The organism is Leptospira koniambonensis (genome assembly GCF_004769555.1).
Taxonomy (GTDB): domain Bacteria; phylum Spirochaetota; class Leptospiria; order Leptospirales; family Leptospiraceae; genus Leptospira_B; species Leptospira_B koniambonensis.
This window is the reverse complement of the sequence record NZ_RQFY01000001.1, coordinates 127,366-152,477: the sequence shown is the minus strand read 5'-3', so window position 1 is coordinate 152,477 and position 25,112 is coordinate 127,366. Positions and strand designations below refer to the sequence as shown.

The window sequence follows — 25,112 nt, the reverse complement described above, 5'->3', positions numbered from 1 at the left end:
TTGGATAGGAGAGGCCAATGTTTCGCGTTTCGGTTTTCCGAACTTTTTTAGCATGTTTTGCAGTTCTATATTGTTTATCATTTATTTCTTGTATTAGCTCAGGCGGACCTTCCCACACTCCTGAAACTCCGAAAGGTGAGATCCTTCCAAATCCCGCAGGAGATAGCGAGGTCATCGTAGACGAAGAAGGTAGAGAAGTAAAGATCACCACTACTGATCCTATTTCCTTCCAAAGCCAGTCCAAAGATACTTCCGAATATTTCAGGGTCCATATTACAAGTGAATCCTACCAAGTTCGCCAGATCAGAGGTTCCAAGTTCATTCGAAGAAAAGTAGATAAGGGTGGAGACGCACTCATCAGCGAAGAATTATTAAAATATAATAGAATTAATTTTAACGACGATGGGATCATTTTAGTGATCCTAAACGGAAACACCGGTGCTGTTGAAACGATTCGTTTTAATACTAGAGTTCCTCGAATCAATAATTTGGCTAAAATTATACAGAATGACGTAACCCGCTGGTCTATGGAACATTCAGAAGAAAAGCCTGTGGTTACTAAATACCAAATTCACTATACTATCAAATTGGAAAACAAATCCAATACGACTAGAGATACAGTGAAAGAAGAACTTAAGGGCGAAGTGAAGAAGAGGTAATTTCTTTTTCGCTCCTTTATTTCTTGACCATTGGTTCTAAATTTTTAGAACCAATGGTTTACTAATGAAAGCAATCGTATACGAGAAGTACGGATCTTCTGATGTACTTCAATATAAAGATATTCAAAAACCTGTTCCTAAGGATAATGAGATCCTTGTAAAAGTAAGAGCCTCTTCTGTGAATGCCGCTGATTGGCGCATGATGAAAGCAGATCCATTTCTGGTCCGATTTTACGCAGGTCTTTTTAAGCCAAAAAAGATTTCAATCTTAGGTGCAGATGTTGCTGGAATTGTAGAATCTATTGGACCGAATGTTACAAAATTCCGTCCAGGCGATGAAGTGTTCGGAGATGTTTTTGCAAGCGGCTTTGGAGCATTTGCGGAATACAAATGTGGTAAAGAAAATGAGTTTGTTTTAAAACCATCTAATGTATCTTTCGAAGATGCTGCTGCTTTACCTTTGGCCGGAATGACCGCTTTACATTCTTTGAGAGATTTTGGTAAGATAGAAGCAGGACAAAAAGTTCTGATAAATGGATCATCGGGAGGCGTAGGAACATTTGCGATACAACTCGCAAAATATTTCGGAGCCGATGTGACCGCTGTTTGTAGCACTTCTAAAATTAACCAATCGATATCTCTTGGAGCCGATCAAGTGATCGACTATACCAAAGAAGACTTTACTAAAAATGGAAAAAAATACGATCTGATCGTTGGTGTAAATGGATATCGTACTCTTTCAGAATACAAGAGTTCCTTATATCCAAAAGGTCGATATGTAATGGCTGGAGGAGGCACAGCCCAGTTATTCCAAGCTTTACTTTTAGGACCTTTCATTTCCCGAGCGGGCAGCCAAAAGATTGTCGCAGCATCTTCTGAACCAAATCAAAAGGATCTTCTGTTTTTATCAGATTTATTAAAATCAGGAAAAATCAAATCCGTAATTGATAGACGATATAAATTGGAAGAAGTTCCACAAGCAATCCAGTACGTTGAAGAAGGCCACGCAAGTGCCAAAGTAATTATTACAGTAAAGCCATGATCTTTGCTGATTGATTAGAAAAATATAAAGGAACTGTGAATGAAAAAAATACTGAAGTTTATTGGAGCATTAATCATCCTATTGCCTGTATCCGGCATCGGATTTTTGTATTTTAAATTTCCTAATGCCGAACCTGCTCTCGAAATTTCCGCAGGAAATAGTGCAGAACGTATACAAAGAGGAAAGTATCTCGCAAACCACGTATCTGCATGTATGGATTGCCATTCTATCCGTGAATGGTCAAAATTTTCTGGTCCATTACTTCCTAAAACATTAGGAGAAGGTGGAGAAGTTTTTGATCAAAAACTAGGATTCCCTGGCTCTTTTGTGGCTCCGAATATTACTCCAAGTGCATTAGGTAAATGGACAGACGGAGAAATTTTAAGAGCAATTTCCAGTGGGATCAATAAAGAAGGAAACGCATTATTTCCAGTTATGCCTCACCCAGCTTACGGACAGATGGACAAAGAAGATCTAATTTCTATTATTTCTTACTTAAGAAGTTTAGAACCCATAGAAAAGAAAAATCCTAGTTCAAACCCTGATTTCCCATTTAACTTGATCTTAAGAACAATTCCTAGTCCTGCAAAATTTGGAAAACTTCCAGATAAAGCTGATAAGGTTTCTTATGGAAAATATCTGTTTGTTGCGGCTGCTTGCACAGAATGTCATACAAAACAGGATAAAGGAAAACCGATTGAAGGTATGGAACTAGCCGGAGGATTCGAATTTCCTCTAGGAAATGGAACCAAAATCACTTCTGCAAATCTTACTCCAGATAAAGAAACAGGATTGGGGAATTGGACAGAGGCTCAGTTTGTGAAAAGATTTAAGAGTATGGAACTCTCTAAATACAAACCTCATTCAGTGAAAGAGGGAGACTTCCAAACGATTATGCCTTGGACAATGTATGCAGGAATGACAGAGGGAGATCTTGCCGCTATGTTTGCTTATTTGCAAACTGTTCCTTCTATTAAAAATAAAATTACCAACTAAGTGTCGTTAAGAAGAAGGGAGAAATTCTCCCTTCTTAAATTGATCGTTACCTTTGAGATATTTCAAAAATACCTCTTTCAATCGAGATCCCAAGTCTTTGCAGCATTCCTGGCATATCAAAACCTTCTCTTTGATATGATATTTGCACTTCCTTTTTAGCGTTATTAATTGCTTCTTCATTTTCCCAGATTGCTACAGTTACGAATTGAAAGTCGTCTTTGCTTTTTTCCCTAATATAGGTGTAGTCTTGCACGAAACCTGGAAGTCCTTTTATCAAGTTGCGATTCACTTTAACTCGATTGAAAAATTCATTCTCTGCTATTTTAGGGACGATGAATGTATCTATTAGAACTTTCTGCATATTATTGTTCTCCTTTTAGGAACAGAATACCAGATTTAGGCGGGCGAAAATTGTAAAAATTCAGGATTTTACCAATAGGGGGTGGAAAGTTTAAAAAACTGTTTTGGGGTTTCTCCTGTAAACGTTTTGAAGTCTTTTATAAAATGAGCCTGGTCAAAGTAACCGGCATTTTGAGCAATTTCTGTTAAATTGATCTTGGAAGAATAGGAATCTATAATATTTCTCATTCTCACTAGGTTAGCAAATTGTTTAGGACTAGTTCCTATTATTTCTCTAAATCGTTTTTCGTAAGAATCTCTGCTGATTGGCATTCCTTTCAGTAAGTCTGTGATTTTTAGATTTCCTTTAAACTTTCTGATTTTTCGAATTGAATCGATAATTAAATTGTCCTGTTTGTTCTCTATCCATTCCTTAATTAGGAATTTTTCTATTATTGATATCTTTTCTGGATTTGTTTTTGTCTGAAAAAGTTTCTCCTCTGTTTCCGAGACTTTTTTGGGCGAAATTATATGATCCAAAGAAAGATTCATTTCGAATAGATTATGGACTGGCTCTTTGATAAAACTGGCAGCTCCTCCTTCTTTAAATATGACTAGTAGGGTAGACGCATTTTCGGAATATTCGATTAGCCTGGGAATTCGTCTTAGTCCTGTGATTCCGGACATTGGAAGAATACTTTCCTGAACTTCTTCCTTATTTTCCTTATGAGTAATCTTTCCGCTGATCCTGAATGAAAGCACTAAGGAAGATCCTGGTAGAATTTTATTCTGCATCCCATATTCACTACCTATGATCAGGAATTGGCGAATATAAGGTCGTAAATTTTTACTAGGTAAAAATGCCTCAATATCCATGAGATGATTCTTACATATAGAATGTTTATTCTTGTAAAACTCTCAAGCAAAAAAACGTATCTTTCTCACTTCCCAAACAAGACCTGAAATAAGTCCTAATCCAATCGAGAAAAATACCCACTCTATCGGAATTCTCTGAAATCCGAATAACCTGAGACTAAATTCGAATTGGAAACTTGTGATCAGTGCAGAAGCAGCTAAGAAGAAAATCCAGAACACACTGTAATGTAATGATTTGAGTATGGAAACAAACCCTCCTTTATGAGTTAAGTTTGTAAGCATCAAACTAAAATTAGATACAACGAGAAAAATAAAACCAAAAGATCTGATTTGATTCTCGTTAATACCTTCTTCTTTCATCCAAAAATATAAAGTCAGCAGCATGATTAGTGCGATAGCTCCTTGAGACAAGGAGAGAAAAAATTTTGAGAAGGTTAGTAAGTTCGAATTCTTCTTTCTTGGGCTGGAATAACGATCTCCTTTTTCTAAATCGAGTGATTCAAAAACGATAGAACATGTTGGATCTATAATTAGTTCCAAAAGTAGAATATGTGCAGGAAAGAAGAATATTGGATCACCTGTAAATGCCGGAAGCAGAGACATTCCTATGATCGGAATATGGACCGATAGAATATAAGAAATACTCTTTTGTATATTTTCATAGATCCTTCTTCCTAAAAATACAGACTTCACTATGGAGGAAAAATTATCATCAAGTAGTACAAGATCCGAAGCCTCTCTTGCAACGTCTGTTCCTCTTTTTCCCATAGAGATCCCGATATGGGCTGCTTGTAGAGCAAGAGCATCATTCACTCCATCTCCAGTCATTGCGACTATCTCTCCTTTTTTCTGAAAGGCAGTGACTATCTTTAATTTTTGTGCTGGTTTGATCCTGGAAAAAATGCCTACTGAATCTAATTTAGAATTTAACTCTTCTTCATTAAGTTTTTCTAACTCGTCTCCTGTTATACTTTCTGTCTGGATCCCTAATCCTATTTTAGAAGCTACTGCTTTTGCAGTTCCTGCATGATCTCCTGTGATAATAATGACCCTGATCCCTGCTTGGATACATTCGGAAACGGAAGAAGGGACCGTGTCTCGAATCGGATCTTCTAATAAGACCAAACCTAAAAATTCGAATGTAAGATCATGTTGGTTATCAGGCAGAGAAGAATTAGTGATTTTTGACCTTGCGACTCCAATTGCTCTATATCCTTGTAAAGAATAGGTTTCAGTGATCTTCTCCCAATGGGTGCTTCTTTCTTCTGAAAAATGGCAAAGATCAAATATCGCTTCTGGAGCGCCTTTGGTCCCGACCACAAATGTTCCAGGTTCTTCTGAATTCCAAGCGTAACTAAGCGCAAGTAGCTTGGGAGAAAGTGGATATTCTTTTTCTAATGTCCAGTCAGCATGAAGATGTTCCGTATCGTATAAAAGATTGATCCCTAATTCTCTGATTGCTTTTTCCATGGGATCAAAAGGATCTTTTTTAGAAGCAAGAATTGAGAACTCCAGTAATAGATGGAATTCTTCTTCAACCTCAGGAGTTTGAAATTCGAATAAACTATTTTCAAAAGAAGAAACCAAACCTTTAACTTTCATTTGGTTTTCGGTTAAGGTCCCAGTTTTATCCACGCATAATACTGTTGCCGCTCCAAGCGACTCAATAGAGTTTAGATTTCTTGTCAAAACTCCACTTTTAGAAATTCTCCAAGCTCCTAAGGAAAAGAAAATACTAAGCACAACTGGTATTTCTTCTGGTAATACTGCCATTAAGAATGTAAGCGCTGCCAAAACCGCTTGCATCCAATTTCCATTTCGTATCCCAAGTCCATAGATTAGAAAAACAGAAATTACTAAAGCTCCTAAAAAGAAGAATGTTGTGAATCTTTTGGCTTCCCTTTGGAGAGGGCTTTCCGATTCCGAAATTTCTCCCATTTCTTTTCCGATGGAACCGATGGAAGTGGAGTCTCCGGTGAACAGTACTTTGAAAATACCTTCTCCTGAAACTATCTTTGTTCCGGAATATACTTTTTGGGATTCGGAATATGGTCCCGGGTTGTTTAGTTCCACTTCTTCTTTTAAAACCGGGACGGATTCTCCGGTTAATAAAGATTCGTCCGAGTGAAGATTTAATCCATCTACCAGATAACCATCCGCAGGAACTCTGTCTCCTTCTGATAAAAATACAAGATCACCTGGCACGATGAACGCGGAATCTATCTCTATTTTCTTTCCTGATCGGATTACTTTTGCTCTCAAAGGGGAAAGTTTTCTGAGAGATTCTAAAGCTTTTTCAGATTTGTTCTTTTGATAGATAGTGAGAGAAATCACTGCAATTACTGCGATAGAAAGTGTGATTGCTTCCTCTAAATCTCCTAGTAACGCATAGATAAATCCGCAAGCCAATAGCAGTGAAAGCATCGGCTCGGAAAGTATAGAAAGACTGGTCTTCCAAAAAGACGTCTTTTTTAGCTTAGATTCATTTGGTCCGAACTTTTGAAGAAGTTCGGATGCTTGCTGAAAACTTAAACCTTCCAAATATTAAGATTTTTTAGAATGGGTCCGAGTATTCAAACCAAATAATGTATAAATTGGACACCAACCAACGATTCCAGTTGCGAGTATCACAAAGCCGACCGCGAAAATTCCAATTTTATATAGATCTTCTATATAAAATGCCCAAATAATTAAGGAAGTTCCTAATACAACTCTGAATGCTCTGTCCCAAAAATTTGAATTTATAAATTTCATATTGAACACCTATTGACTATATCTCTTTAAAAAATATTCTTCTATTTTAGTCTTTGTCAATAATTGGACGGATGTTGACCTGTTCTAACGTAATGATAAATATCATAGGAATCTAAATTTGGAATTATCATGAAAATCGATCGTTATATCATCACGACTATATTTAAAACATCTATAGAATATATATTCATTCTTTCTTTAGGAATACTTCTGATCTTTTTGGATGAAATCGAATTTGCTGGCTTGGAGATAAAATATCTTATATTAATATTGGCATGTTTCAAATCCTGTTATTTCTTTATAAAAGGATTTAGAAGGATCTCTGAATTTTCAGGATTAGATCTGAAGTATTACGAATTTCTGGTGTTTATTGCATTCAATATTAGTGTAATTGTTTTATCTTTTGGATTTGATTATCTATGTATTTATAAAACAGATTTGAGTTCATTTTCCGGGATTCCAAGGGACTTGGGTTATTCTTCTTTATTTTTTAAATTTGTATATTTTAGCCTAATGATCTTCACGAATATTGGGATTATTAAAATTGTTCCGGAAAGTACTGAAGCAGAGATCTTGGTAATTTTTGAAGCTATTCTGTCTTTTATTACAATCATCTTTATTCTCTCTGATTTTATCAGTCTGAAAGAATCCTTAACTAGCTCTTCTTATAAGAAGGAAGATGATACTTAATAAGCCCCAAATTCCCTTTTACAATTTCGATCCTTCTGAAATACATGTAAAAGCTTTATGAAAAAAATTCTGATCACCGGTGGAGCCGGATATATAGGCTCCCATATGAATAAATATCTCCATAAATTAGGTGTAGAAACTGTAGTATTCGACAATCTTTCCAATGGCCATGAGAAAGCAGTCAAGTGGGGAAAGTTTTTCAAAGGAGATCTATTAAATAAGGCGGACCTGGATCGTGTATTTTCTGAACACGAATTCGAGGCAGTTATCCATTTTGCTGCATTAGCATACGTGGGAGAATCAGTTACTGATCCTCAAAAATATTATATTAATAATGTGATGGGAACTCTCCAACTTTTAGAAGCTATGAGAAATCATGGAGTTAAATATTTCATCTTTTCTTCTACCTGTGCTACGTATGGTGCTGTTACAGAAGTTCCAATCTTAGAAACCACTCTCCAAGATCCAATCAATCCTTATGGGCAATCCAAACTAATGATCGAAAAAATTTTAGCGGACTATTCACATGCATACGATTTAAAATTTGTGGCACTTCGTTATTTTAATGCTTCCGGTTCCGATCTAGATATAGGGGAAGAGCATGATCCGGAGACACATCTTCTTCCTATCGTGATTGAAAAAGCATTGGGAAAAAGAGATTCACTTACTGTGAACGGAAATGATTACGCTACCCAAGACGGTACTGCAGTTCGAGATTATATTCATGTAATGGATTTGGCTCAGGCTCATCATCTAGGATTAGAGTATCTGAAAAAAGGTGGGAGCTCGGACTTCTTCAATTTGGGAACAGGACAAGGATTTTCCATTTTGGAAATTATCAAAACAGTGGAGAAGGTCTCAGGTGTCCAGATCCCTTACAAGATTGGTCCCAGAAGAGAAGGGGATCCTGCAAAATTGATCGCAGATAATACAAAAGCCAAAAAGGTATTAGGTTGGGATCCTAAATTTGCAAAGATAGAAGATATAGTAAATAGTGCCTGGGAATTTCACAAAAACCATTCTCATTAAAAGAAAAGGCTCCTTCCCCGGTTAGAGAAGAAGCCCGAAAGATCGGCAATAGTGATTACATTTCTGCTGTTTCGTTCTCTTCTATAATGGACCAAGCACCAGTAATCTTATTCAGTTTGTATTTATAAGTTAACTGCTTTCCGCAGGTGCTTATACTTCTGTTTAGGCTACGTGTCCTTAATACAGTTCCATTCAGCTTTAGATCTATATCCAAAGCAGTTCCGAAACAATTCGAGTTATACAATTCCACTGTGAATTCATGCTCTGAACCAACACTCATTGCATTATTCAAATTGATCTCAGGTCCTGTATAAACATCTGCTTCTGGATTTGTAGAAAAGAACTCTTGTCCATCCATTAGGAAACGGACCTTATCATCCACTTTTCCAAGTTTCGCAGTGAATACTTGAGGATTTTCTGAATAAGTTGCTTCACAATCTCTTTGGTCATACACTGTAGTGTAACTCATTTTAGCCACAGATCTGTCTTTCAGATAGTTCAATGTATAAGCGATAGGAACTCCAGGATTTGCAGCAGAATAGTTTGCTGCTTCCGGATTTGCTAAAAAATTACGAATAGCTTGGTACATACTTCCAGGTGTAGCAGAGTCCGCAGCGCTGATTGGAGCTAAAGCCAAACCTGCATTTCCACCTCTCACGAAATAAGCAATTCTAGTTCTGTCCAAAACCTGCTCATGAGTAACGGATACTTCTCCGCCTATTGGAGGAACTGGAGAAACCGCAGAAAGAATTCCTGGATCCCAAGCAACTTCTAATGCTGTTTTAACTTGGAGAGCTGTGTATTCAGATTCCAAAAGGAAATAAACTGCTCTTCCATAAGATACTTTAGAAACATATAATGGAGGATTATTCGCAGAAATTTGTCCTTCTGGATCTTGGAAATTAGCTCCATCTCTAAATACAGAAGTAGAAAGAGTAGGATCTTCGAAGTTTACGTCGTAGAATTTCTGGGTGAACTTCATTAGGATGTAATTCTTTTTGCCAAGATTGTCTATCCCTAGGCTAACCTTCAGACCAACATCAGAAAAACGAGCATCCAATCCAAGATTGAATAAGAGATGATTTTCGTTATAAACTTGCTCTACGCTAAAAGAAGCGTCTGCCGCGGTTCCTACAACATCTGTTGATAGAATATCTTGGATCCCTTGTTGGATATTAGATGCGCTAACCTGAGGTAATTCCTTGGAGTAGATCGCATTAGGAGAAAGTTTCAAACCGGTTAGGAAAATTTTACCGCCTGATCTTGGAATAGTAACTGGAGTATAACCTCCTGCTTCCAAAAACTTACCTTGTAATACTGCACCAGGATAAAGAACCTCTGAGCCTTGGTTCAGGATCGCTCTGTCCACAAGACTTCTTACTTCGGAAGCTCCCCACTTTGTAGTGGTACATGCATAATGACCGGTCTTAGAGTCCGGGACTGGGATACCTGCTGGAAAAGGAGTAATTGCTTCCTTACTGGAAGAAGAGAGGGCCTGTCCGTAGGACGGTTCTGTGTATAAGGAACCAGCATCCGCAATTTTAACTGCTCCAGGGCCTGTTTCTTCTACATGTTTAGATGAGTCTGAGCCTCCTAAAAGACCCAATAACCCGCTTAAGTTGGATTTATTTGGGGAACAACTCATTAAGTATCCTGCAGTTAAAACCACAGCTACGGAAGGTTTGATCCAATTTTTCACTATCTTCATTTCTTTCAAAATACCTTGTTTCTACTTCGAACACCCACAGATTTATCTGCCCAAATTATTGTAGCAAGCGCTAAAATAATTTCATGATATTTTTGTTTATTATTAAAACATAATATATAAGAAGAATGCAAAATGAGATGTAAGTCTTCTTTATGTAAAGTAAGAGAAGGTAAAAAATATAAGTAAAAATTAAGCGCTTATTTTTGGAGTGATTTTGAGAGGAAGTTTGAAAGAGAAGGGGAGCAAGAAGAGCAGAAGGCTTATTGATAGCGGACCTTCTGCCTGCGAAGCAGATAAAGAAGATCCGCGAAGGTATATTATTATTTTATAAAGGTTAAGAAATGCTCCACTTCTTTTTTGGAACCAACTACAAATGTAGTTCTTTCATGTAGCTCTTCTGGTTCAAGATCCAAAATTCTTTTACCTTCTACAGTAACTGCCATTCCACCTGCTTGTTCCGCAATGAGAGCCATTGGTGCAACTTCATATAAAAGTCTGAGTTTTCCTTTTGGATATTTAGAAGATTTAGTATCGTTTGGATATAAGAAGATCCCACCTTTTAATAGGTTTCTATGGAAATCCGCAACAAGGGAACCAATATAACGAAGAGATTGAGGTTTACGTCCGCCTTCGATTGACTTGATGTTTCGGATATAGTTTTTCACCTCATCCGACCAATAATCATAATTACCTTCGTTGATAGAATAGATCCCGCCAGACTCAGGCATTTTCATTTCTGGGTGAGAAAGAATAAATTCTCCGCAAGATGGATCTAATGTAAAACCAGAGACTCCCTTTCCAACGCATAGAACAAGCATTGTAGAAGATCCGTAAACGATATATCCTGCAGCTCTTTGTTTAGATCCTTTTTGCAAAAGATCTTCCTTAGTTCCAGGAGTTCCTTGCGGAGAAGTTCTTAAATGAACTGAAAAAATAGTACCGATAGAAACGTTTGCATCAATATTCGAAGAACCGTCCAAAGGATCTATAGCGATCGTATATTTTCCGATCTTATAACCTGTTGGGATTGTAATAACATCTTCTTGTTCCTCGCTTCCCATTACACATAAGTGTCCGCAGCGGGTAAGTGTATGAGTGAAAATTTTATCCGCGTATTCATCCAGTTTCATGACTGTTTCGCCCTGGACATTCGTTTGGTCTGTTGCACCTAAGATATTTTCTAAAAGACCAGCTTTTCTAACTTCTCTAGAAACAACTTTTGCGGCGTATACGAGATGGCTCATGAGTGCCGTAAAATCCCCGGTAGCTTGCGGAAGTTTGAGTTGTTCCTCGATCAAATATTGGGAAAGACTCATTAATTGTGTAGGGTGGGCGCTCACGACTTGTTCTCCTTTTAGCTTTTAGGCTATACCGGATATAAAATCGCTCCTGGGCAGGTTGACAAGTCTGATTTCTCGGAACTTTCAGGCCACATTTTGTAACGTTTTATATAATGAGCAGGTTTCCTTCTTTCGAAAAAGTTAGACTTTTGCCACCTTTCTATGTCGATATTTCAATAAGAGATGGAAACAACGAATCAGAAAGAGCCTATCCCGGATGTGTTCGAAGAATTTACGAACCAGTTCTTACGTGATGTTAAAAATTCACTCAGCACTGAAATGGTACTGACCCATTTTTATTTCCAGGATCTTTCCCAGTATTTCAAACTACTTGGAGAACAAAAATCAGGCGAAATTGTAGAAGAATTAAAATCAGTTATCCAGGCCCATCTTCGTCCGTACGATAAACTTTACGTTTTGAATTCCAGATCCTTCTTAACTTTTTGCCCTGATTGTAGATTGGATATTGTTAAAAGCAGATTCGACGAAGTGATATTTCAAGTGAATCATCTGATTATTGATTACGAGATCCGCTTTTTAGAGATCACAGAACCTCTGGATTCCTTCCAACCAGTCTATGATAAACTGCTCAAAGCACATTTCTAATTACATTAATAACTCTCTGCGGCTCGGCGCCTCTGCGTGCCAATTCTATTAATTTTTTTCTCACGCAGAGCCGCTAAGACGCAGAGGAAGTACTACTTGTTTGTGTATCTTCTTCCTTTTTTTATCCGCATTCTCTGCGAGCTCCGTGCGAAAATAAATTAGATCTCTACTAAAAAACCCTCTCGTGAAAATGAACAGTTGTACCGTAAATTAAAACGTATTGGGGGAGAAGATGAAAGACAAGGCAAAACAATTTAAAGCCACCTTGGAACGTTATATCAGCTATCGAGGTATAGATATCATTCTCACCCTAAAAGACGGAACCGTGATAGAGCTAGATAAAAATAGAAAAATGAACGGTGACGTAGTGATCAAAAACGGCGATTTCGGAATAGAAGCGGAAATAGAAATTTCTACCATCCAAAAAGCAGATTTTTTTGCTGCTTAAACCAATCTTTAGTTCTTGTCCGACTTAATTTTCTAGACTACAATTTTCTCCCGCGAGCGGAGGAATTATGGAAGCAATAGGATTGATCTTCGTGGCCGGTTTTGTCGGAACCATTTGTATGTCCCTTTCCATGTGGTCCATTCATTACGCAGGATCTGTAAATGCAGATATGATCCGAGCCGTAGGAAGTTTTTTCACAAAGGATATGAGTAAAGCCTTAGTCCCTGGGATAATCACTCATATTGTCATTGGGATTATATTTGCATTTCCATATGCAATCCTGATCAGTCTGGCTCCCCATATATTGATCGCTTCTATTGTAACTGGAGGGGCAGTTGGATTCTTCCATGGATATTTGGTAGGATTCCTTTTAGTAGTACTAGTAGCCAGAAATCACCCCTTAGAACAGTTTAGAGAAGCAGGGATCAGTGTTGCGGCGGCTCACGTATTCGGACATTTGATTTACGGGGTTGGGATTGGGGTCATACTCGGTTTATACGGGTATAACTGGACCTCCATTTTGACCATATAAGGTCATTTTGGGGTTTTCTAAGTTTCGGGCCAGAAAATTGGCCAAATGACCTTGACTTCCAACCCAGTCAACAGAAATTAGTAAATACGGGGTACTTTGTCCCCAGACTCCGGACCTTTGCTATTTGCAATGGTCGGTATCGTTTTTTTGCGATATTGTTTATCCGGTCCTAAAACAATCCAAACAGGAGAAATCCACCGAATGGTAGGAATCATTGTAAAGGAAGGCGAGTCCATCGAATCCGCTCTCAAACGTTTTAAGAGAGATTGCGCTAACGCCGGAATCATGAGCGAGATCAAAAGACGTGAATTCTACGAAAAGCCTAGCATCAAAAAGAAAAAGGCTTTAGAATCCGCAAAACGCAAGTTAGAAAAGAAAAAACGTCTCTTCTCCCGTAAAGACCGCGGTTAATCCCCGGTCTTAGGTTCCTAAGAGAATAGGGGAACGGGCATGTCCCTGCAATTAAAAATTAATACCGACCTGAAAGAGGCCATGAAAGCAAAACAGGAGCCTCTTCTCTCCACCTTACGCCTACTCAAGGCTGATATCCAATACGAGCTTACGAAAAACGGAGCCCAGGAATTGAACGATGAGCAAGTCATCGTATTGATCAAACGAAGCTACGTGAAACGTACTGATGCAATCCAGATGTACGAAAAAGCAAATCGTAATGATCTCGCGGATAAAGAAAAGGGTGAAGCCGAAGTTTTAAAATCATATCTTCCACCTGATGTGCCTGAAGATCAAATCATCGCCGCTGTAGAAAAATTCGTCATAGAACTCGGAGCTTCCGGACCCAAAGACATAGGAAAGGTTATGGGAAAAGTTATGGCTGAGTTTAAGGGCGCGAACATAGACGGATCAAAGGTTTCTGCGATCGTAAAATCTAAACTTTCCTAAGCGGGTTACCTTGCAGTTCCAAAGGGAATTTATCGACCGTATTCGTAGGGAAGTTCCCATCGAAAGTTTCATTAGTCGATTTGTACCCTTACAAAAAAGAGGGAGAAATATGGTGGGCCTATGTCCATTCCACCAAGAGAAATCTCCTTCTTTTAATGTTTCAGTAGATAAACAATTCTATCATTGTTTTGGATGTAAAGCATCTGGAGATCTATTCCAATTCGTAATGAGTTACGAAAGAGTGGATTTCCAAAGAGCGAAAGAAATTCTTTCTGAGTATTCAGGAATTCCAATCCAAGAAAAAGCAAAAGAAGAAGTAGAAAGAACTGAACTTCTATACAAAGTAAATAAGAAGGCTCTAATTTTCTTCCAAGAAAATCTGCGAGGACCACAGGGTCTTGCTGCAAGAGAATATTTGAATTCAAGAGATCTTGGAGATGAGATCCAAAAATCTTTCCAACTTGGTTATGCTCCGGGCGGATTTAATCATTTAACCGGAAAAGTTTTTAACACTAAAGAAGAAATCAAGGCCGCTCTAGAAGTGGGCCTTATCCGTGAATCCGAAAAGGGAAAAGAACCTTATGATTTTTTCAGAGATCGGATCATGTTCCCTGTTTTCGATCTTTCTGGCAGAGTAATCGCATTTTCAGGAAGAATTTTAGGCCCAGGAAAAGAGTCTAAATATGTGAACAGTCCAGCTTCTTCCATTTTTGATAAAGGAAGAACATTTTATCATCTTCACCAGGCAAAAGAATCCATCCAGAAATCCAGAACCTCAATTTTAGTGGAGGGATATTTGGATGTGATCGGTCTCGTAGATAAGGGCTTGGAAAATACAGTTGCATGTATGGGAACCGCAGTAACTGAAAATCATATCCGGACCATGAAGAAGTTCTCCGACAAATTCCTTTTGGTTTTGGACGGGGACTCCGCGGGTAGAAAGGGCGCACTTCACGCAGCGGAACTTTGCCTGAAAGAAGGCTTAGATTGTTTTGTTATATTATTGCCGGAAGGAAAGGATCCTTTCGATCTTTCTAAAGAATTGAACCGCCAAGAATTGCATAAACTTTTGGAGAACCAAATCCCAGCTTCTTCCTTTGTTGTGGAAGAACTTTTGGATAAGGCGGATTCTCGAGCTCTTCCTGAAAAGAAAAGAAGGGCATTGGATAATTTATACCAATTCCTGAAAGGGTTCAATCGGGACTCCGACAAGGAGTTTTTTCTAGGTCTCGGAGCAAGAAGGCTTGGGATCAGTATGGATGCAGTTTTACGAGATTATAAGGGTGGAGGAGCCAAGTTTGCCTCTCCAGGGTCCGATAATAATAAGGATAAATCCGCCAAACGTGTATCAGGCCCGAATCCTGCGGAAAAATGCGAAAGAGAGATCATTGCCTTACTCGTGAAGGCTAATCATTTATTCCGTTTTTCCGAAGAATTATCCGGGTTGGAATTCTTGGACTCTAAAAGTGCGTTTTTATGGGACTTTATATATACGAGATACGCAAGCGAGGAAGAAGTTTCTCCTGCTTCCGTTATTTCTTCAGAGATCCCAAACGAATTTAAGGAATCCATAGCTCCTTTTCTGATCTCAGAAGCGGATATGAGTCCTGAAGATTCTGTGAAGGTATTTAAAGGATTATTAAATCAACAGAAACTTTTCGTGATCGATAAGAGAATGGAAGAGTTGGATTCGGGTTCACCAATGGATGATCCCGAACATTTTACTAAACTGGCATATTATAAGACCGAGAAATCAAAATTATTGGAATTTATCCGTAATGAAAACTCGGGCGTAAGATAGATAGGGGACCGCAGAATGGAAAATCTACAAAGCATGCCGGAAGTGCAGAAGATCATCGCGATAGGAAAAGCAAATAGCGAAATTTCCTACGACGAGATCAATGAGATACTTCCGGATAAGATCTTAAACTCAGAGAAGATCGATGATGTATTCACTCTTCTTCATGAGATGGGAATAGAGATCGTAGAAGAATATACTAGAAAATCTTTGGAGCCGGCTACTTCTATCCTGCCTAAAGATGATCCGGCTCTTCCGGTAAAACCTGCACGCAAAAAGAAAGAAACAGCTTCTTCTGCAGGCGGTTCAGAAGACCCAATCCGTCTTTACTTAAAAGAGATCGGAAAGGTAAATTTGATCTCCGGAGAAACGGAAGTATTCCTCGCTAAAAAAATAGAGAAGGGCGAGAAAATCATAGAAGAAACCATCTTAGGTTCTTCTATCCTTAGAGCGAACTTCATCAAACTTCTTCCTAAGATCCGTAGTAAAAAGACTAAGGTGTATGATCTTGTTAGAGTAGACAAGATGTACGCGATGAACGCGGAAGAGGCAAAGAAGTTAGAAGAACTTTTCTTCAAAAACATCTCTGTCATCCAAGAACAAGAAAAAGTTTTACAAGAAGCTCAATCCAGGATCCGCAAATATTCTGAGAACTCTAAAAAGTTCAAAGAGTTCAAAGAGAAAATTGATATTTCTAAAGGTATCATTGATACCGCAGTAAGGGAACTAGGAGTTTCTCAAAAAGAGATCCAAAAAATTTCCCAAAAAATCAAATCCATGGTCTTCAGGATCAAGGAGATCGATCGTCATTTCTTAAAGATCAAAGCTCAATACGGTTATGACGTTAAGGATATCAAAGCGTTCAACCGTTTCATCGAAAAGAATGAAAAGTTAGAAGATATCGAAAAGATGATGGGAGTCTCTATAGACGAGGTTCGCGAGGTCATCAAAGATATTCGTAATAATGAGCGTAAACTTCGCCGTATGGAACAGGAAGCTGGTTCTTCTGTCCAAGAGATCAAGGATTGGGGCGAAAAGATCATCAAAGGAGAGAGAGAGATCGCTCAAGCCAAAAAGGAACTTGTAAAAGCAAACTTAAGACTTGTGGTTTCCATCGCGAAACGTTATGCGAACCGAGGAATGCATTTTTTCGATTTGATCCAAGAAGGAAATATTGGTCTAATCAAGGCTGTAGACAAATTCGAGTATAAGAAAGGATATAAATTCTCCACTTATGCTACTTGGTGGATCCGCCAGGCAATCACCCGTGCGATTTCAGACCAAGCAAGAACGATCCGTGTTCCAGTTCACATGATCGAACAAGTGAATAAGGTGATCCGTGAGACTCGTTTGTTTGTTCAAGAATTTGGGCGTGATCCTTCCAATGAAGAAATTGCAGAACGTTTAGGCTGGCCTGTTCAAAAAGTAAAAGCGGTTAAAAACGTTGCAAGAGAACCAATCTCTCTCGAGATCCCAGTTGGATCTGAAGAAGATTCTGAACTTGGTGATTTTATCGAAGACAAGGATGTGGAATCTCCAGTAAACTCTGCAGCTTCTAGCATTCTTGCAGAACAGATCAGACAGGTGCTTCACACTCTTCCTGCAAGGGAACAGAAAGTAATTCGTATGCGTTTCGGTCTGGATGATGGTTATCCTCAAACCTTAGAAGAGGTTGGTTATCAGTTCAAAGTGACTCGAGAAAGGATCCGTCAGATCGAAGCAAAAGCACTTCGAAGACTACGTCACCCATCTCGTTCTAAAAAATTGAGAGATTATATCGATTAAGAGACGAGAGAGAGTTTTGCACGCGAAGCCGCAAAGTTCAGAAGGTTATTTCAGAAATTTCGAAACAATATCTTCTTATCTTTGCGCCTTTGCGAGAGACTTTATTTATTAGCTTTTCCGTTGTAGGTAGATCTCAGAGATTCTATTAGTTCTAATGCCTCTGATTCTTTTTCCTTTCGAATCGTTTCCTTCCAGCCAAGTTGTTTAGCTAAGATTTTTGAAACTGGTGTTGCTAGTTTTGCTGAAAGTTTTAGATCTAAGAATTGTATCCTGAATCTTCTGGAAAGAACATCAGTGACAGTGAGTGCGAATTCTTCTTTTGCAAACCATTCCACTTCTTCTTGGAAATATTCTATTCCCTTTAAGAGAGGAGTTGGCTTTTTGCCAAGGATGATGAAAACTTCTCCGCCATAAAAGTTTTGGAGACGTTTTGCAGAAGCTTCGCTTACCTTATACATTTTCTGGATTTCTTTGTATAAGTTTTCTGAATATCCAACTTTTCCTGGGAATGCATATTTTGCAGTTCTGCTCGGGCCGAATTCTTCGAATCCACCTTCTTTCGAAACTCTATCGATCAGGTCTTCCGACATTTTTCTATAAGTAGACCATTTTCCTCCTCCCATAGTAATTAGCCCGGAGGAAGAAACTAAGATCACTTCTTCTCTGGAGATACTTTTTGTGTCTTGGTTTCCTTCTGGTGAGATAAGAGGTCTGATCCCTGAGAATACGGAGATGATTTCTTTTCTTTGAAGCGGTTTCGCTAAATATTCTGAACCTGTTTGTAGTAGGAACTCCACTTCTGATTCTAATGGAAGTGGATCTTGGCTTACTTCGTGGATAGGAGTGTCTGTGGTTCCTAAGATCACATGATCTTCCCAAGGAATGATAAATACTACTCGTCCATCTTTTGTTTTAGGAATGATGAGTGCTGTATTACAAGGAATGGTTTCTTTTTTGAAAACTAAATGAATTCCTTGGCTTGGAGAGAGTACACGGTAAGTTCTTGGATCATCTTTTAAACGAATATCGTCCACCCAAGGCCCAGTCGCGTTCACTACAACTTTTGCTTTTACATTATAGGTTTCGCCACTTAAGAGATCCTTTACTTTTCCACCTGTAATTTTGCCGTCCTTCTTCTGGAAAGATAGAAGTTCAGTTTGGTTCAGTACTAGAGCACCTTCTTTGGAGGCAGCACGAGCCAGGTTCACATTCAATCTTGCATCGTTGAATTGAGAATCGTAATATAAGATCCCGCCAGTCAGTCCCTTAGTTTGGAGAGCAGGAAAATCTTTTTCAACTTCTTCCTTGGAAACTCTTTTATGGGAAGGCAGATTTCCTTTCCAAGCTAGGATATCATACATCGTCATTCCGATACTGTAATATGGTTTTTCGTACAATTTGTATGTGGGAAGAATGAATGGAAGCGGTTTGACCAGGTGAGGCGCATTGTCCAGAAGTCTTTGTCTTTCTGTGAGCGCCTCGTGAATCAGTTTGAAATGGAATTGGGCGAGGTAGCGAACCCCTCCGTGGATGAGTTTTGTGGAACGAGAAGAAGTTCCAGAAGCAAAATCTGATTTTTCTAAAAGTGCAACTTTGAGTCCGCGTAGGCTCGCGTCCAGGGCAGCCCCGGCTCCTGTGGCTCCACCCCCCAAAATCAAGAGGTCGAATTGTTCTTCTTTTAATTTTTCAAACCGGCTTTTGCGATCGTGTTTTTGCATGTACAAGGTCTTCCTGCTTTACAGGCTGATTTCGGTGGGTGAAATTGCAATAAAAGAGCCAAATGGAACCTAAAAAACAAATCGAATTGATACGACGCGGGACAGTCGACCTGATCAGCGAAGAGGAACTTACCTCCAAACTTACCAAAAAAAAGTCCTTAAAAATCAAAGCCGGTTTCGACCCGACAGCTCCAGACCTTCACTTGGGGCATTTCGTTTTACTCAGAAAATTGAGACATTTCCAGGATCTGGGTCATGAAGTGAATTTCCTTCTAGGAGATTTTACCGCGATGATCGGAGATCCTACGGGCAAATCTGAAACCAGAAAAAGACTCTCTAAAGAAGAAGTTCTCAAAAATTCAGAAACCTACCAAAGCCAAGTTTTTAAGGTTTTGGATAAGGAGAAGACCAAGATTGTATATAATTCCCGTTGGTGTTCCGGGATGAATTTTGAAGATGTTTTGGTGCTCACTTCTAAATACAGCGTGGCCCAAATTTTAGAAAGAGACGATTTCAGCAAAAGATACAAAAGCGGACAATCCATCTCTCTGATTGAGTTCCTCTATCCACTTGTGCAAGGTTACGACTCCGTAGAAATGGAAGCGGATGTGGAACTTGGTGGAACGGACCAAAAATTCAATCTTCTAGTGGGCAGAGAATTACAGAGAGAATACGGAAAAGAGGCACAATGTGTGATCACTCTTCCTCTTTTGGTTGGTTTGGATGGGGTCAAAAAAATGTCCAAGTCCCTCGGAAATTACGTGGGGATTACAGAAGAGCCAATCGACATGTTCGGAAAACTAATGTCCATCTCCGACGAACTGATGTGGAATTATTTCGAATTACTTACCGATCTTCCTATGGAATCTGTTTCTGAGCGTAAAAAAGGTATCGAGTCAGGGGAATTACATCCTAAAGAAGTCAAAACCGAACTTGCAAAATTAATAATGGATCAGTTTTCCTCTTCGGACGCAAACTCAGAAGCAATTGGAGAATGGAATAAGGTCCATAATCCAAAAGCAAGAGCCATTCCTGAGAATATTCCGGAAACAAAATTAGGTCCCGAATTTTTCCAAGAATCCGAAACTCCTCAGCTGATCTGGGTTCTCGCCAAACTGGGATTTGTTCCTTCTACCTCCGAGGCGAGAAGGCTTGTCAAGTCTGGGGGGATTTATGTCGACGAAGAGAAACTTTCGGATGAAAAATTTACTGTAACTAAAAACGCAGAATACTTGATTCGCCAAGGCAAAAAAGGAAAATTCATCCGTCTGGTCAGTTGACCGAAATCAGAACATGCTCAGCGAAGAAGAATCTACAGTACTTTCTAAGACGATCAAGGAAATCCAGGACAACGAAGTCGAATCCGAAGTCCTGGAAAAAAAATTTCGTCAGATCCGGATCGGTTCCTCCGTATTCTTCTTCCTGATCTTGAGCATTACCACTGTTTTTGCTTTAGCAAGAAGGTTGGATTCCCTCCAAAACACTGTCCAAAAGCAGAATGAAGTCATCTCCGTTCTTTCAGAAGATATCACAAGTTTAAGATTAGAAGAACAGCAAAGAGAAGAAGAAGTACTTCGTTTCAAATCTTCCATCTTAGATGACGTTCCTGATGGAGACCTAACTGAAGAAGTGAATAAAAACTTAAACTCCCTGCAAACGATCATTCCTAAACCCGGTACAGGCAAAAACATAAGCAGAGGAAATCCGAATTTTAAGGAAATATCTCTTACATTCGATTTAGGAACCGGAGAAGATCTGCAAATACTTTATGAATTTATGATGAGGTTCCCGATCAAGGTGACCTTATTCGTTTCCAATGAAAATCCTGCTAAAAAAGGCGGATCGTTATTTTCCAAAACCAATTTGGTTTATCTCAAAAAATTAGCAGCATTAGATGGAAGAGTAGTTTTCGGGAATCATACATGGAGCCATTTTAATTTACCTAGAAGTTTGAAAGAATCCTCTCTCAGAAAAAGAGCACTACTAAGTTATGTGGCTGACGAGATCCCAGATTTTAATGTTCTTTTGGAAGAATTAACATCAGTAGAGGATAAATTTAAGACGATTACAGGGCTTACTCTTACCAAGTATTATAGATTGCCATATGGCGCAGTGGACCCGATCATTTTGGATGTATATGCTACACAAGGTTATGAAAATCATATTTTCTGGAGCAATAATACTGTAGGTTCTTTGGATGTACCTGACTTCGTATATAAGAAGTACATCACCAAAAAAGATCCTTCTACAGGAAAAACAAAGCTAGTACAAAATCCACATTATAAAACTAAAGAAGAGATGTTGGATTTTTTATATCGTTGGGAAGCTGCTGACAAAAATGGAATGAATGGTGCAATTATCTTGATGCATTTAGGTTCGCCTAGACAATCCGAAAAACTGATCTATATTCTTCCTGATTTTATTCAGGCGATGTTAAACAAAGGTTATAAATTCACAACCGTTCCTGAAGTATTAAACGAAAAGCAGGATTGATGCCCGCTTTTCGTTTTGATTATCTTACTTCTTCTTTCTGCCCTTATTAATCGTTGAAATCGGTTCAGGATCGCTTGAAAATTCTGGGCTTGGGAAATATACAGCGCTTGGTCTTACAACCTGCTTTTTACCGAAAACATTTTCCACCCTTCCGTAAAACCAGCTCTGGAAATTGTAAAGATGAAGATAGAATACAGGCACCATGATGAGAGTGATGATACTTGCAAATGCAAGTCCCCAACCAAAAGCTAGTGCCATTGGAACTAAGAATGGGTCGTAACCACCGATACCGTATGCAGTTGGTAAAAGTCCCAAAACTGTAGTCACAGTAGTTAAGGTCACAGCTCTAAGTCTTAAGTTTCCTGTATCTATTAAGATTTCCTTAATATTCTTATTCGGATTTTCTTTGCGCAGAGTGTTTGCAAAGTCTACGAGTACGATTGAGTCGTTTACTACAACTCCCGCAAGACCAACAATTCCAAGCATAGCTAAGAATCCGAAAGATTCTCCATGAGTCACGAATGCCAAGATCACTCCAATAAAGGAGAAGGGGATAGCACTTCCGATCACAAGAGGCTGCATCAAAGATCCAAATTGAGAAGCGATGATGATATACATGATTAGAAGAGCCAATCCGAATTTTCCACCTAGGGAACCCATTGATTCTTCCGTATCCTTATTTTCCCCGCCAAAACGAACGATATAACCAGGATATTTATCTATGATCTTTTCTTTCTCTGCCAATACTTTAGCGGAAGCATTGGCCTCCCTCGAATTTGCTTGTTTTCCTCCCGCTAAGTTCGCAGTGACAGTAACTAAACGTTTTCCATCCAAGTGATTGATATTAGAAACACCTGGAAGTTTTTGCACAGTAACCAAACGAGATACTGGGATCATTTTGCCGATAGAATTCGAAACATAAACATGGTTCAAACTATCTACAGATTTTCTGTAAGATTCAGGAAAGCGGACTTTTACTTCTACTTCTTCGTCTGTTCTTTTGATCTTTGTCGCAACGGTTCCTTGGAATGCTGTATTAATTGCTTGAGCAACCCTAAATACGGAAACTCCTGCGGTAGAAGCTAGCGATTCGCTAACTCTAATTCGAACTTCGTCCTTACCTTCATTGAAGTCGTCTGCGATATCCGTGACTCCCTTTACTTTTCCAAGTACCGCTTTGTATTCAGATGCAATTTTGAGAAGAGTATCATAATTATCTCCTCTGATCTCGATCGCAACAGGTTTACCTACAGGAGGTCCCCCGGAAACTTTTTCATATTCTAAAGCAATAAGTTTTCCTCTAAGAGATTCGAATTCTTCTGGGATGACAACAGGTTCAGGAATATCACAAGGATTTTTGGTTTCTTCTGCTTCTTTTTGGATCTTCTCTTCTTCTATCTTGCGAGAAGTTTCATTGAGCAGCCAGAGAGTTCTTCTTCTAAGTTTTTGGATGATATCATCTGTTTTATGGCATTTTTTACGGTTCTCTTCCGCAGTTAAATAAGCCATTGCCATTCCGTAATGTTTTCCCCTTTTAGTAAAAGGATCATTCGGATTTGCTTGGATGATTCCCACACGAGTCGCATAATTCTCCATATCTTCCGGAGGCACTTTCGCGAGCTCTTTTTCTATTACCTCTAGATAACGATAGGTTTCATTCAAACTTGCTCCGGTTTTAGCAGTTACCTTTACGTAGAACTGGTCTACAGAACCAGGGAATAACTTAAACTTAGAGAATAAAAATTGGATGATAAAACTTGCGATCAATAAGGCAACGATACCTCCAGTCATCTTCCAAGGATTGTTTAAAGCGAATCGAAGCGCAGGAACATATTTAGTGTTCCTAAATTTAGCAAACCATCCCGATTCTTCTTTGATCTCTCCGGCTTTTACTCCACCTTTATTGATATCATATAAGTGATTTGGAAGAATGAAGAATGCTTCCGCAAGAGAAGCGCAAAGTGCAATGATCACCACAAGTGGAATACTGAATACGAACTTACCAAAAATACCTGGCATGAATAGAAGAGGGGCAAATGCAGCAATTGTTGTAGTAACAGTAGCAGTCACAGGAGAAACCACTTCTAAGGTTCCCTTTAATGTAGCCTCATAAGGAGGAAGTCCTTCTTCTATATATCGATATACGTTCTCACATATAATAATCGCATCATCTACAAGGATACCTACGACCAAGACGAGTCCAAACATGGAGATCAGATTTAAGGTCATACCAAATTGGTTCATGAGAATAAATGTAGCACCGAAGGAAACAGGGATCCCGAGAGCAGTCATAAGTGCCACTCTCCATCCTAAAAAGAAGAAGAGAGATCCAGTAACTAAGATCATCCCGAATGCAGCATTTGAGATTAAAACGTTTAACCTACGTCGAATATACTTAGAAAGATCGTTTACGAATGCATATTGGAATTCTGGAGAACTCTTGCGAAATTTTTCAACGGTGGATTTTACATTGTCTACGATCTTAATAGCGTCTGCACTTTGACGTTTTAGAACAGTAAGCGCTACGGTTTTAGTACCGTTTACATTCTCGATATAATCCGCTTCTCTTAAACCTTCGGTGACTCTGGCGACATCCTGGATACGGATCGCATTCCCGATCTCATTTCCTCTGACATGCACCTTAGAAATTTCTTCAGGAGTATCAAATTCTCCGATCGTTCTAAGAATGATCTCCTTATCAAGACCGGTGACATTTCCGCCTGGAACGTTTACGTTACGATTTCTTAATGCGCCTATTACATCTTGGCCGGTGAGATAAAAACCAAACAAACTATTCGGAAGAATATCTACTTGCATTTCAGTTTCTCTCCAGCCTCTGCGAGAGACCTTTGCAACTCCTGAAATGTCTAAAAGTGCTTGTTCAACGATCTTTGCTTGAGCGCGTAATCTCTTTTCCGCCTCAACCGATCCATCATCATCCTTTAAAGTAATGGAAACTTCAATTACTGGAGTTCTTGCAGTTGTAATCTCTGTTACGATTGGATCCTCTGCTTCTTCCGGAAGATCTTCCACTCGGTCTATGGCGGATTTGATATCATCTACTACTTTTTGAGTATCCTTTGTATCAGGATCCAAAGTGATCACGATACCGGATCTTCCTTCGATAGAAGCGGATCTATATTCTTTGATCCCATCCACTTCTTTAATCGCTTTTTCTAAAGGATTAGTGACTAACTTCTCCACTTCTTGGGGAGAAGCGCCTAGGTATATAGTAGAAACGGATACAATATCAAAATTAATATTTGGGAAAGCTTCGCGATTCATTTCAACCGCTTTGCAGCCTCCCCAGATAATGATAATGGCTGTAAGTAGGTTTACGAAGATACTTTTCGAGAGGAAATATTCGATGATACTTTTCATATAGGCTTCCGCTTAGAT

The 25,112-nt window shown here is 38.9% G+C and carries 22 protein-coding genes; 14 read left to right on the top strand and 8 right to left on the bottom strand.

Translation table 11 applies throughout. The features are described 5' to 3' along the window. Positions 1–17 precede the first annotated feature (17 nt). The 3 genes from EHQ52_RS00715 to EHQ52_RS00705 all read left to right on the top strand — a co-directional run bounded on the left by EHQ52_RS00715 (position 18) and on the right by EHQ52_RS00705 (position 2,697). The gene (locus EHQ52_RS00715) at positions 18–659 is read left to right on the top strand and encodes an LA_2219 family laminin/E-cadherin/plasminogen-binding protein (protein ID WP_135613372.1); all 642 of its coding nucleotides are present in this window, start codon (positions 18–20) and stop codon (positions 657–659) included. A gap of 64 nt (positions 660–723) precedes the next feature. Further along, positions 724–1,701: an NAD(P)-dependent alcohol dehydrogenase gene (locus EHQ52_RS00710; RefSeq protein ID WP_135613371.1), complete on the top strand. Its 978-nt coding sequence runs from the start codon at positions 724–726 to the stop codon at positions 1,699–1,701. Between the two features lie 39 nt (positions 1,702–1,740). After that, positions 1,741–2,697 (top strand): c-type cytochrome, encoded by a 957-nt coding sequence (locus EHQ52_RS00705; RefSeq protein ID WP_135613370.1) that lies wholly within the window; start codon positions 1,741–1,743, stop codon positions 2,695–2,697. A gap of 46 nt (positions 2,698–2,743) precedes the next feature. Here the strand turns inward: EHQ52_RS00705 and EHQ52_RS00700 are convergent, their stop codons facing one another. From EHQ52_RS00700 to EHQ52_RS00685, 4 genes are all read right to left on the bottom strand, one after another. Next, positions 2,744–3,058, bottom strand: a complete 315-nt coding sequence (locus tag EHQ52_RS00700) for an antibiotic biosynthesis monooxygenase (protein WP_135613369.1) — start codon at positions 3,056–3,058, stop codon at positions 2,744–2,746. A 68-nt stretch (positions 3,059–3,126) separates the two neighbouring features. Continuing rightward, complete coding sequence (locus EHQ52_RS00695; RefSeq protein WP_135613368.1) at positions 3,127–3,912, bottom strand: helix-turn-helix domain-containing protein; 786 nt, start codon at positions 3,910–3,912, stop codon at positions 3,127–3,129. A gap of 42 nt (positions 3,913–3,954) precedes the next feature. Then, a complete protein-coding gene (locus EHQ52_RS00690) occupies positions 3,955–6,453 on the bottom strand; it encodes a cation-translocating P-type ATPase (protein WP_135613367.1) in 2,499 nt (832 codons plus the stop codon). 3 nt (positions 6,454–6,456) lie between these two features. Next, positions 6,457–6,666 carry a YgaP family membrane protein gene (locus EHQ52_RS00685; protein ID WP_135613366.1) on the bottom strand — a complete coding sequence of 70 codons (210 nt, stop codon included), beginning with the start codon at positions 6,664–6,666 and terminating at the stop codon, positions 6,457–6,459. 129 nt (positions 6,667–6,795) lie between these two features. On the opposite strand from EHQ52_RS00685, the gene EHQ52_RS00680 reads away from it, so the two are divergent. Together EHQ52_RS00680 and galE are read left to right on the top strand one after the other, a co-directional pair. Then, positions 6,796–7,356, top strand: a complete 561-nt coding sequence (locus EHQ52_RS00680) for an ion transporter (protein ID WP_135613365.1) — start codon at positions 6,796–6,798, stop codon at positions 7,354–7,356. A 57-nt stretch (positions 7,357–7,413) separates the two neighbouring features. Beyond that, positions 7,414–8,385: a UDP-glucose 4-epimerase GalE gene (gene galE / locus EHQ52_RS00675; protein WP_135613364.1), complete on the top strand. Its 972-nt coding sequence runs from the start codon at positions 7,414–7,416 to the stop codon at positions 8,383–8,385. A gap of 55 nt (positions 8,386–8,440) precedes the next feature. On the opposite strand, the gene EHQ52_RS00670 is transcribed toward galE, so the two are convergent. Both EHQ52_RS00670 and fbp read right to left on the bottom strand, forming a co-directional pair. After that, a complete protein-coding gene (locus tag EHQ52_RS00670; RefSeq protein WP_135613363.1) occupies positions 8,441–10,093 on the bottom strand; it encodes a thiol-activated cytolysin family protein in 1,653 nt (550 codons plus the stop codon). A 320-nt stretch (positions 10,094–10,413) separates the two neighbouring features. Then, positions 10,414–11,433, bottom strand: coding sequence for a class 1 fructose-bisphosphatase (fbp, locus tag EHQ52_RS00665; RefSeq protein ID WP_135613362.1), 1,020 nt, complete (start codon positions 11,431–11,433; stop codon positions 10,414–10,416). Positions 11,434–11,616: 183 nt separating this feature from the next. Between fbp and EHQ52_RS00660 the strand changes: the two genes are divergently transcribed. The 7 genes from EHQ52_RS00660 to rpoD all read left to right on the top strand — a co-directional run bounded on the left by EHQ52_RS00660 (position 11,617) and on the right by rpoD (position 17,502). Next, complete coding sequence (locus EHQ52_RS00660) at positions 11,617–12,039, top strand: hypothetical protein (RefSeq protein ID WP_135613361.1); 423 nt, start codon at positions 11,617–11,619, stop codon at positions 12,037–12,039. A gap of 232 nt (positions 12,040–12,271) precedes the next feature. Further along, positions 12,272–12,487 carry a hypothetical protein gene (locus EHQ52_RS00655; RefSeq protein ID WP_135613360.1) on the top strand — a complete coding sequence of 72 codons (216 nt, stop codon included), beginning with the start codon at positions 12,272–12,274 and terminating at the stop codon, positions 12,485–12,487. 67 nt (positions 12,488–12,554) lie between these two features. After that, a complete protein-coding gene (locus tag EHQ52_RS00650; protein ID WP_135613359.1) occupies positions 12,555–13,019 on the top strand; it encodes a hypothetical protein in 465 nt (154 codons plus the stop codon). Between the two features lie 201 nt (positions 13,020–13,220). Continuing rightward, positions 13,221–13,430, top strand: a complete 210-nt coding sequence (gene rpsU / locus EHQ52_RS00645; protein WP_008591132.1) for a 30S ribosomal protein S21 — start codon at positions 13,221–13,223, stop codon at positions 13,428–13,430. 39 nt (positions 13,431–13,469) lie between these two features. Next, positions 13,470–13,919 carry a GatB/YqeY domain-containing protein gene (locus EHQ52_RS00640; protein ID WP_135613358.1) on the top strand — a complete coding sequence of 150 codons (450 nt, stop codon included), beginning with the start codon at positions 13,470–13,472 and terminating at the stop codon, positions 13,917–13,919. Positions 13,920–13,929: 10 nt separating this feature from the next. Next, positions 13,930–15,720 (top strand): DNA primase, encoded by a 1,791-nt coding sequence (dnaG, locus tag EHQ52_RS00635; RefSeq protein ID WP_135613357.1) that lies wholly within the window; start codon positions 13,930–13,932, stop codon positions 15,718–15,720. A gap of 15 nt (positions 15,721–15,735) precedes the next feature. After that, positions 15,736–17,502, top strand: coding sequence for an RNA polymerase sigma factor RpoD (gene rpoD, locus EHQ52_RS00630; protein WP_086448759.1), 1,767 nt, complete (start codon positions 15,736–15,738; stop codon positions 17,500–17,502). A 101-nt stretch (positions 17,503–17,603) separates the two neighbouring features. Here the strand turns inward: rpoD and EHQ52_RS00625 are convergent, their stop codons facing one another. After that, positions 17,604–19,220, bottom strand: coding sequence for a glycerol-3-phosphate dehydrogenase/oxidase (locus EHQ52_RS00625; RefSeq protein WP_135613356.1), 1,617 nt, complete (start codon positions 19,218–19,220; stop codon positions 17,604–17,606). Between the two features lie 62 nt (positions 19,221–19,282). Here EHQ52_RS00625 and tyrS point away from each other — a divergent pair, with 62 nt between their 5' ends. Next, entirely contained in the window at positions 19,283–20,500 is a 1,218-nt protein-coding gene (tyrS, locus tag EHQ52_RS00620) for a tyrosine--tRNA ligase (RefSeq protein ID WP_135613355.1), read from the top strand. A gap of 13 nt (positions 20,501–20,513) precedes the next feature. Then, positions 20,514–21,713, top strand: a complete 1,200-nt coding sequence (locus EHQ52_RS00615) for a polysaccharide deacetylase family protein (RefSeq protein WP_135613354.1) — start codon at positions 20,514–20,516, stop codon at positions 21,711–21,713. A gap of 24 nt (positions 21,714–21,737) precedes the next feature. Here EHQ52_RS00615 and EHQ52_RS00610 read toward each other — a convergent pair whose 3' ends face one another. Continuing rightward, positions 21,738–25,094 (bottom strand): efflux RND transporter permease subunit, encoded by a 3,357-nt coding sequence (locus EHQ52_RS00610; RefSeq protein ID WP_135613353.1) that lies wholly within the window; start codon positions 25,092–25,094, stop codon positions 21,738–21,740. Positions 25,095–25,112 lie beyond the last annotated feature (18 nt).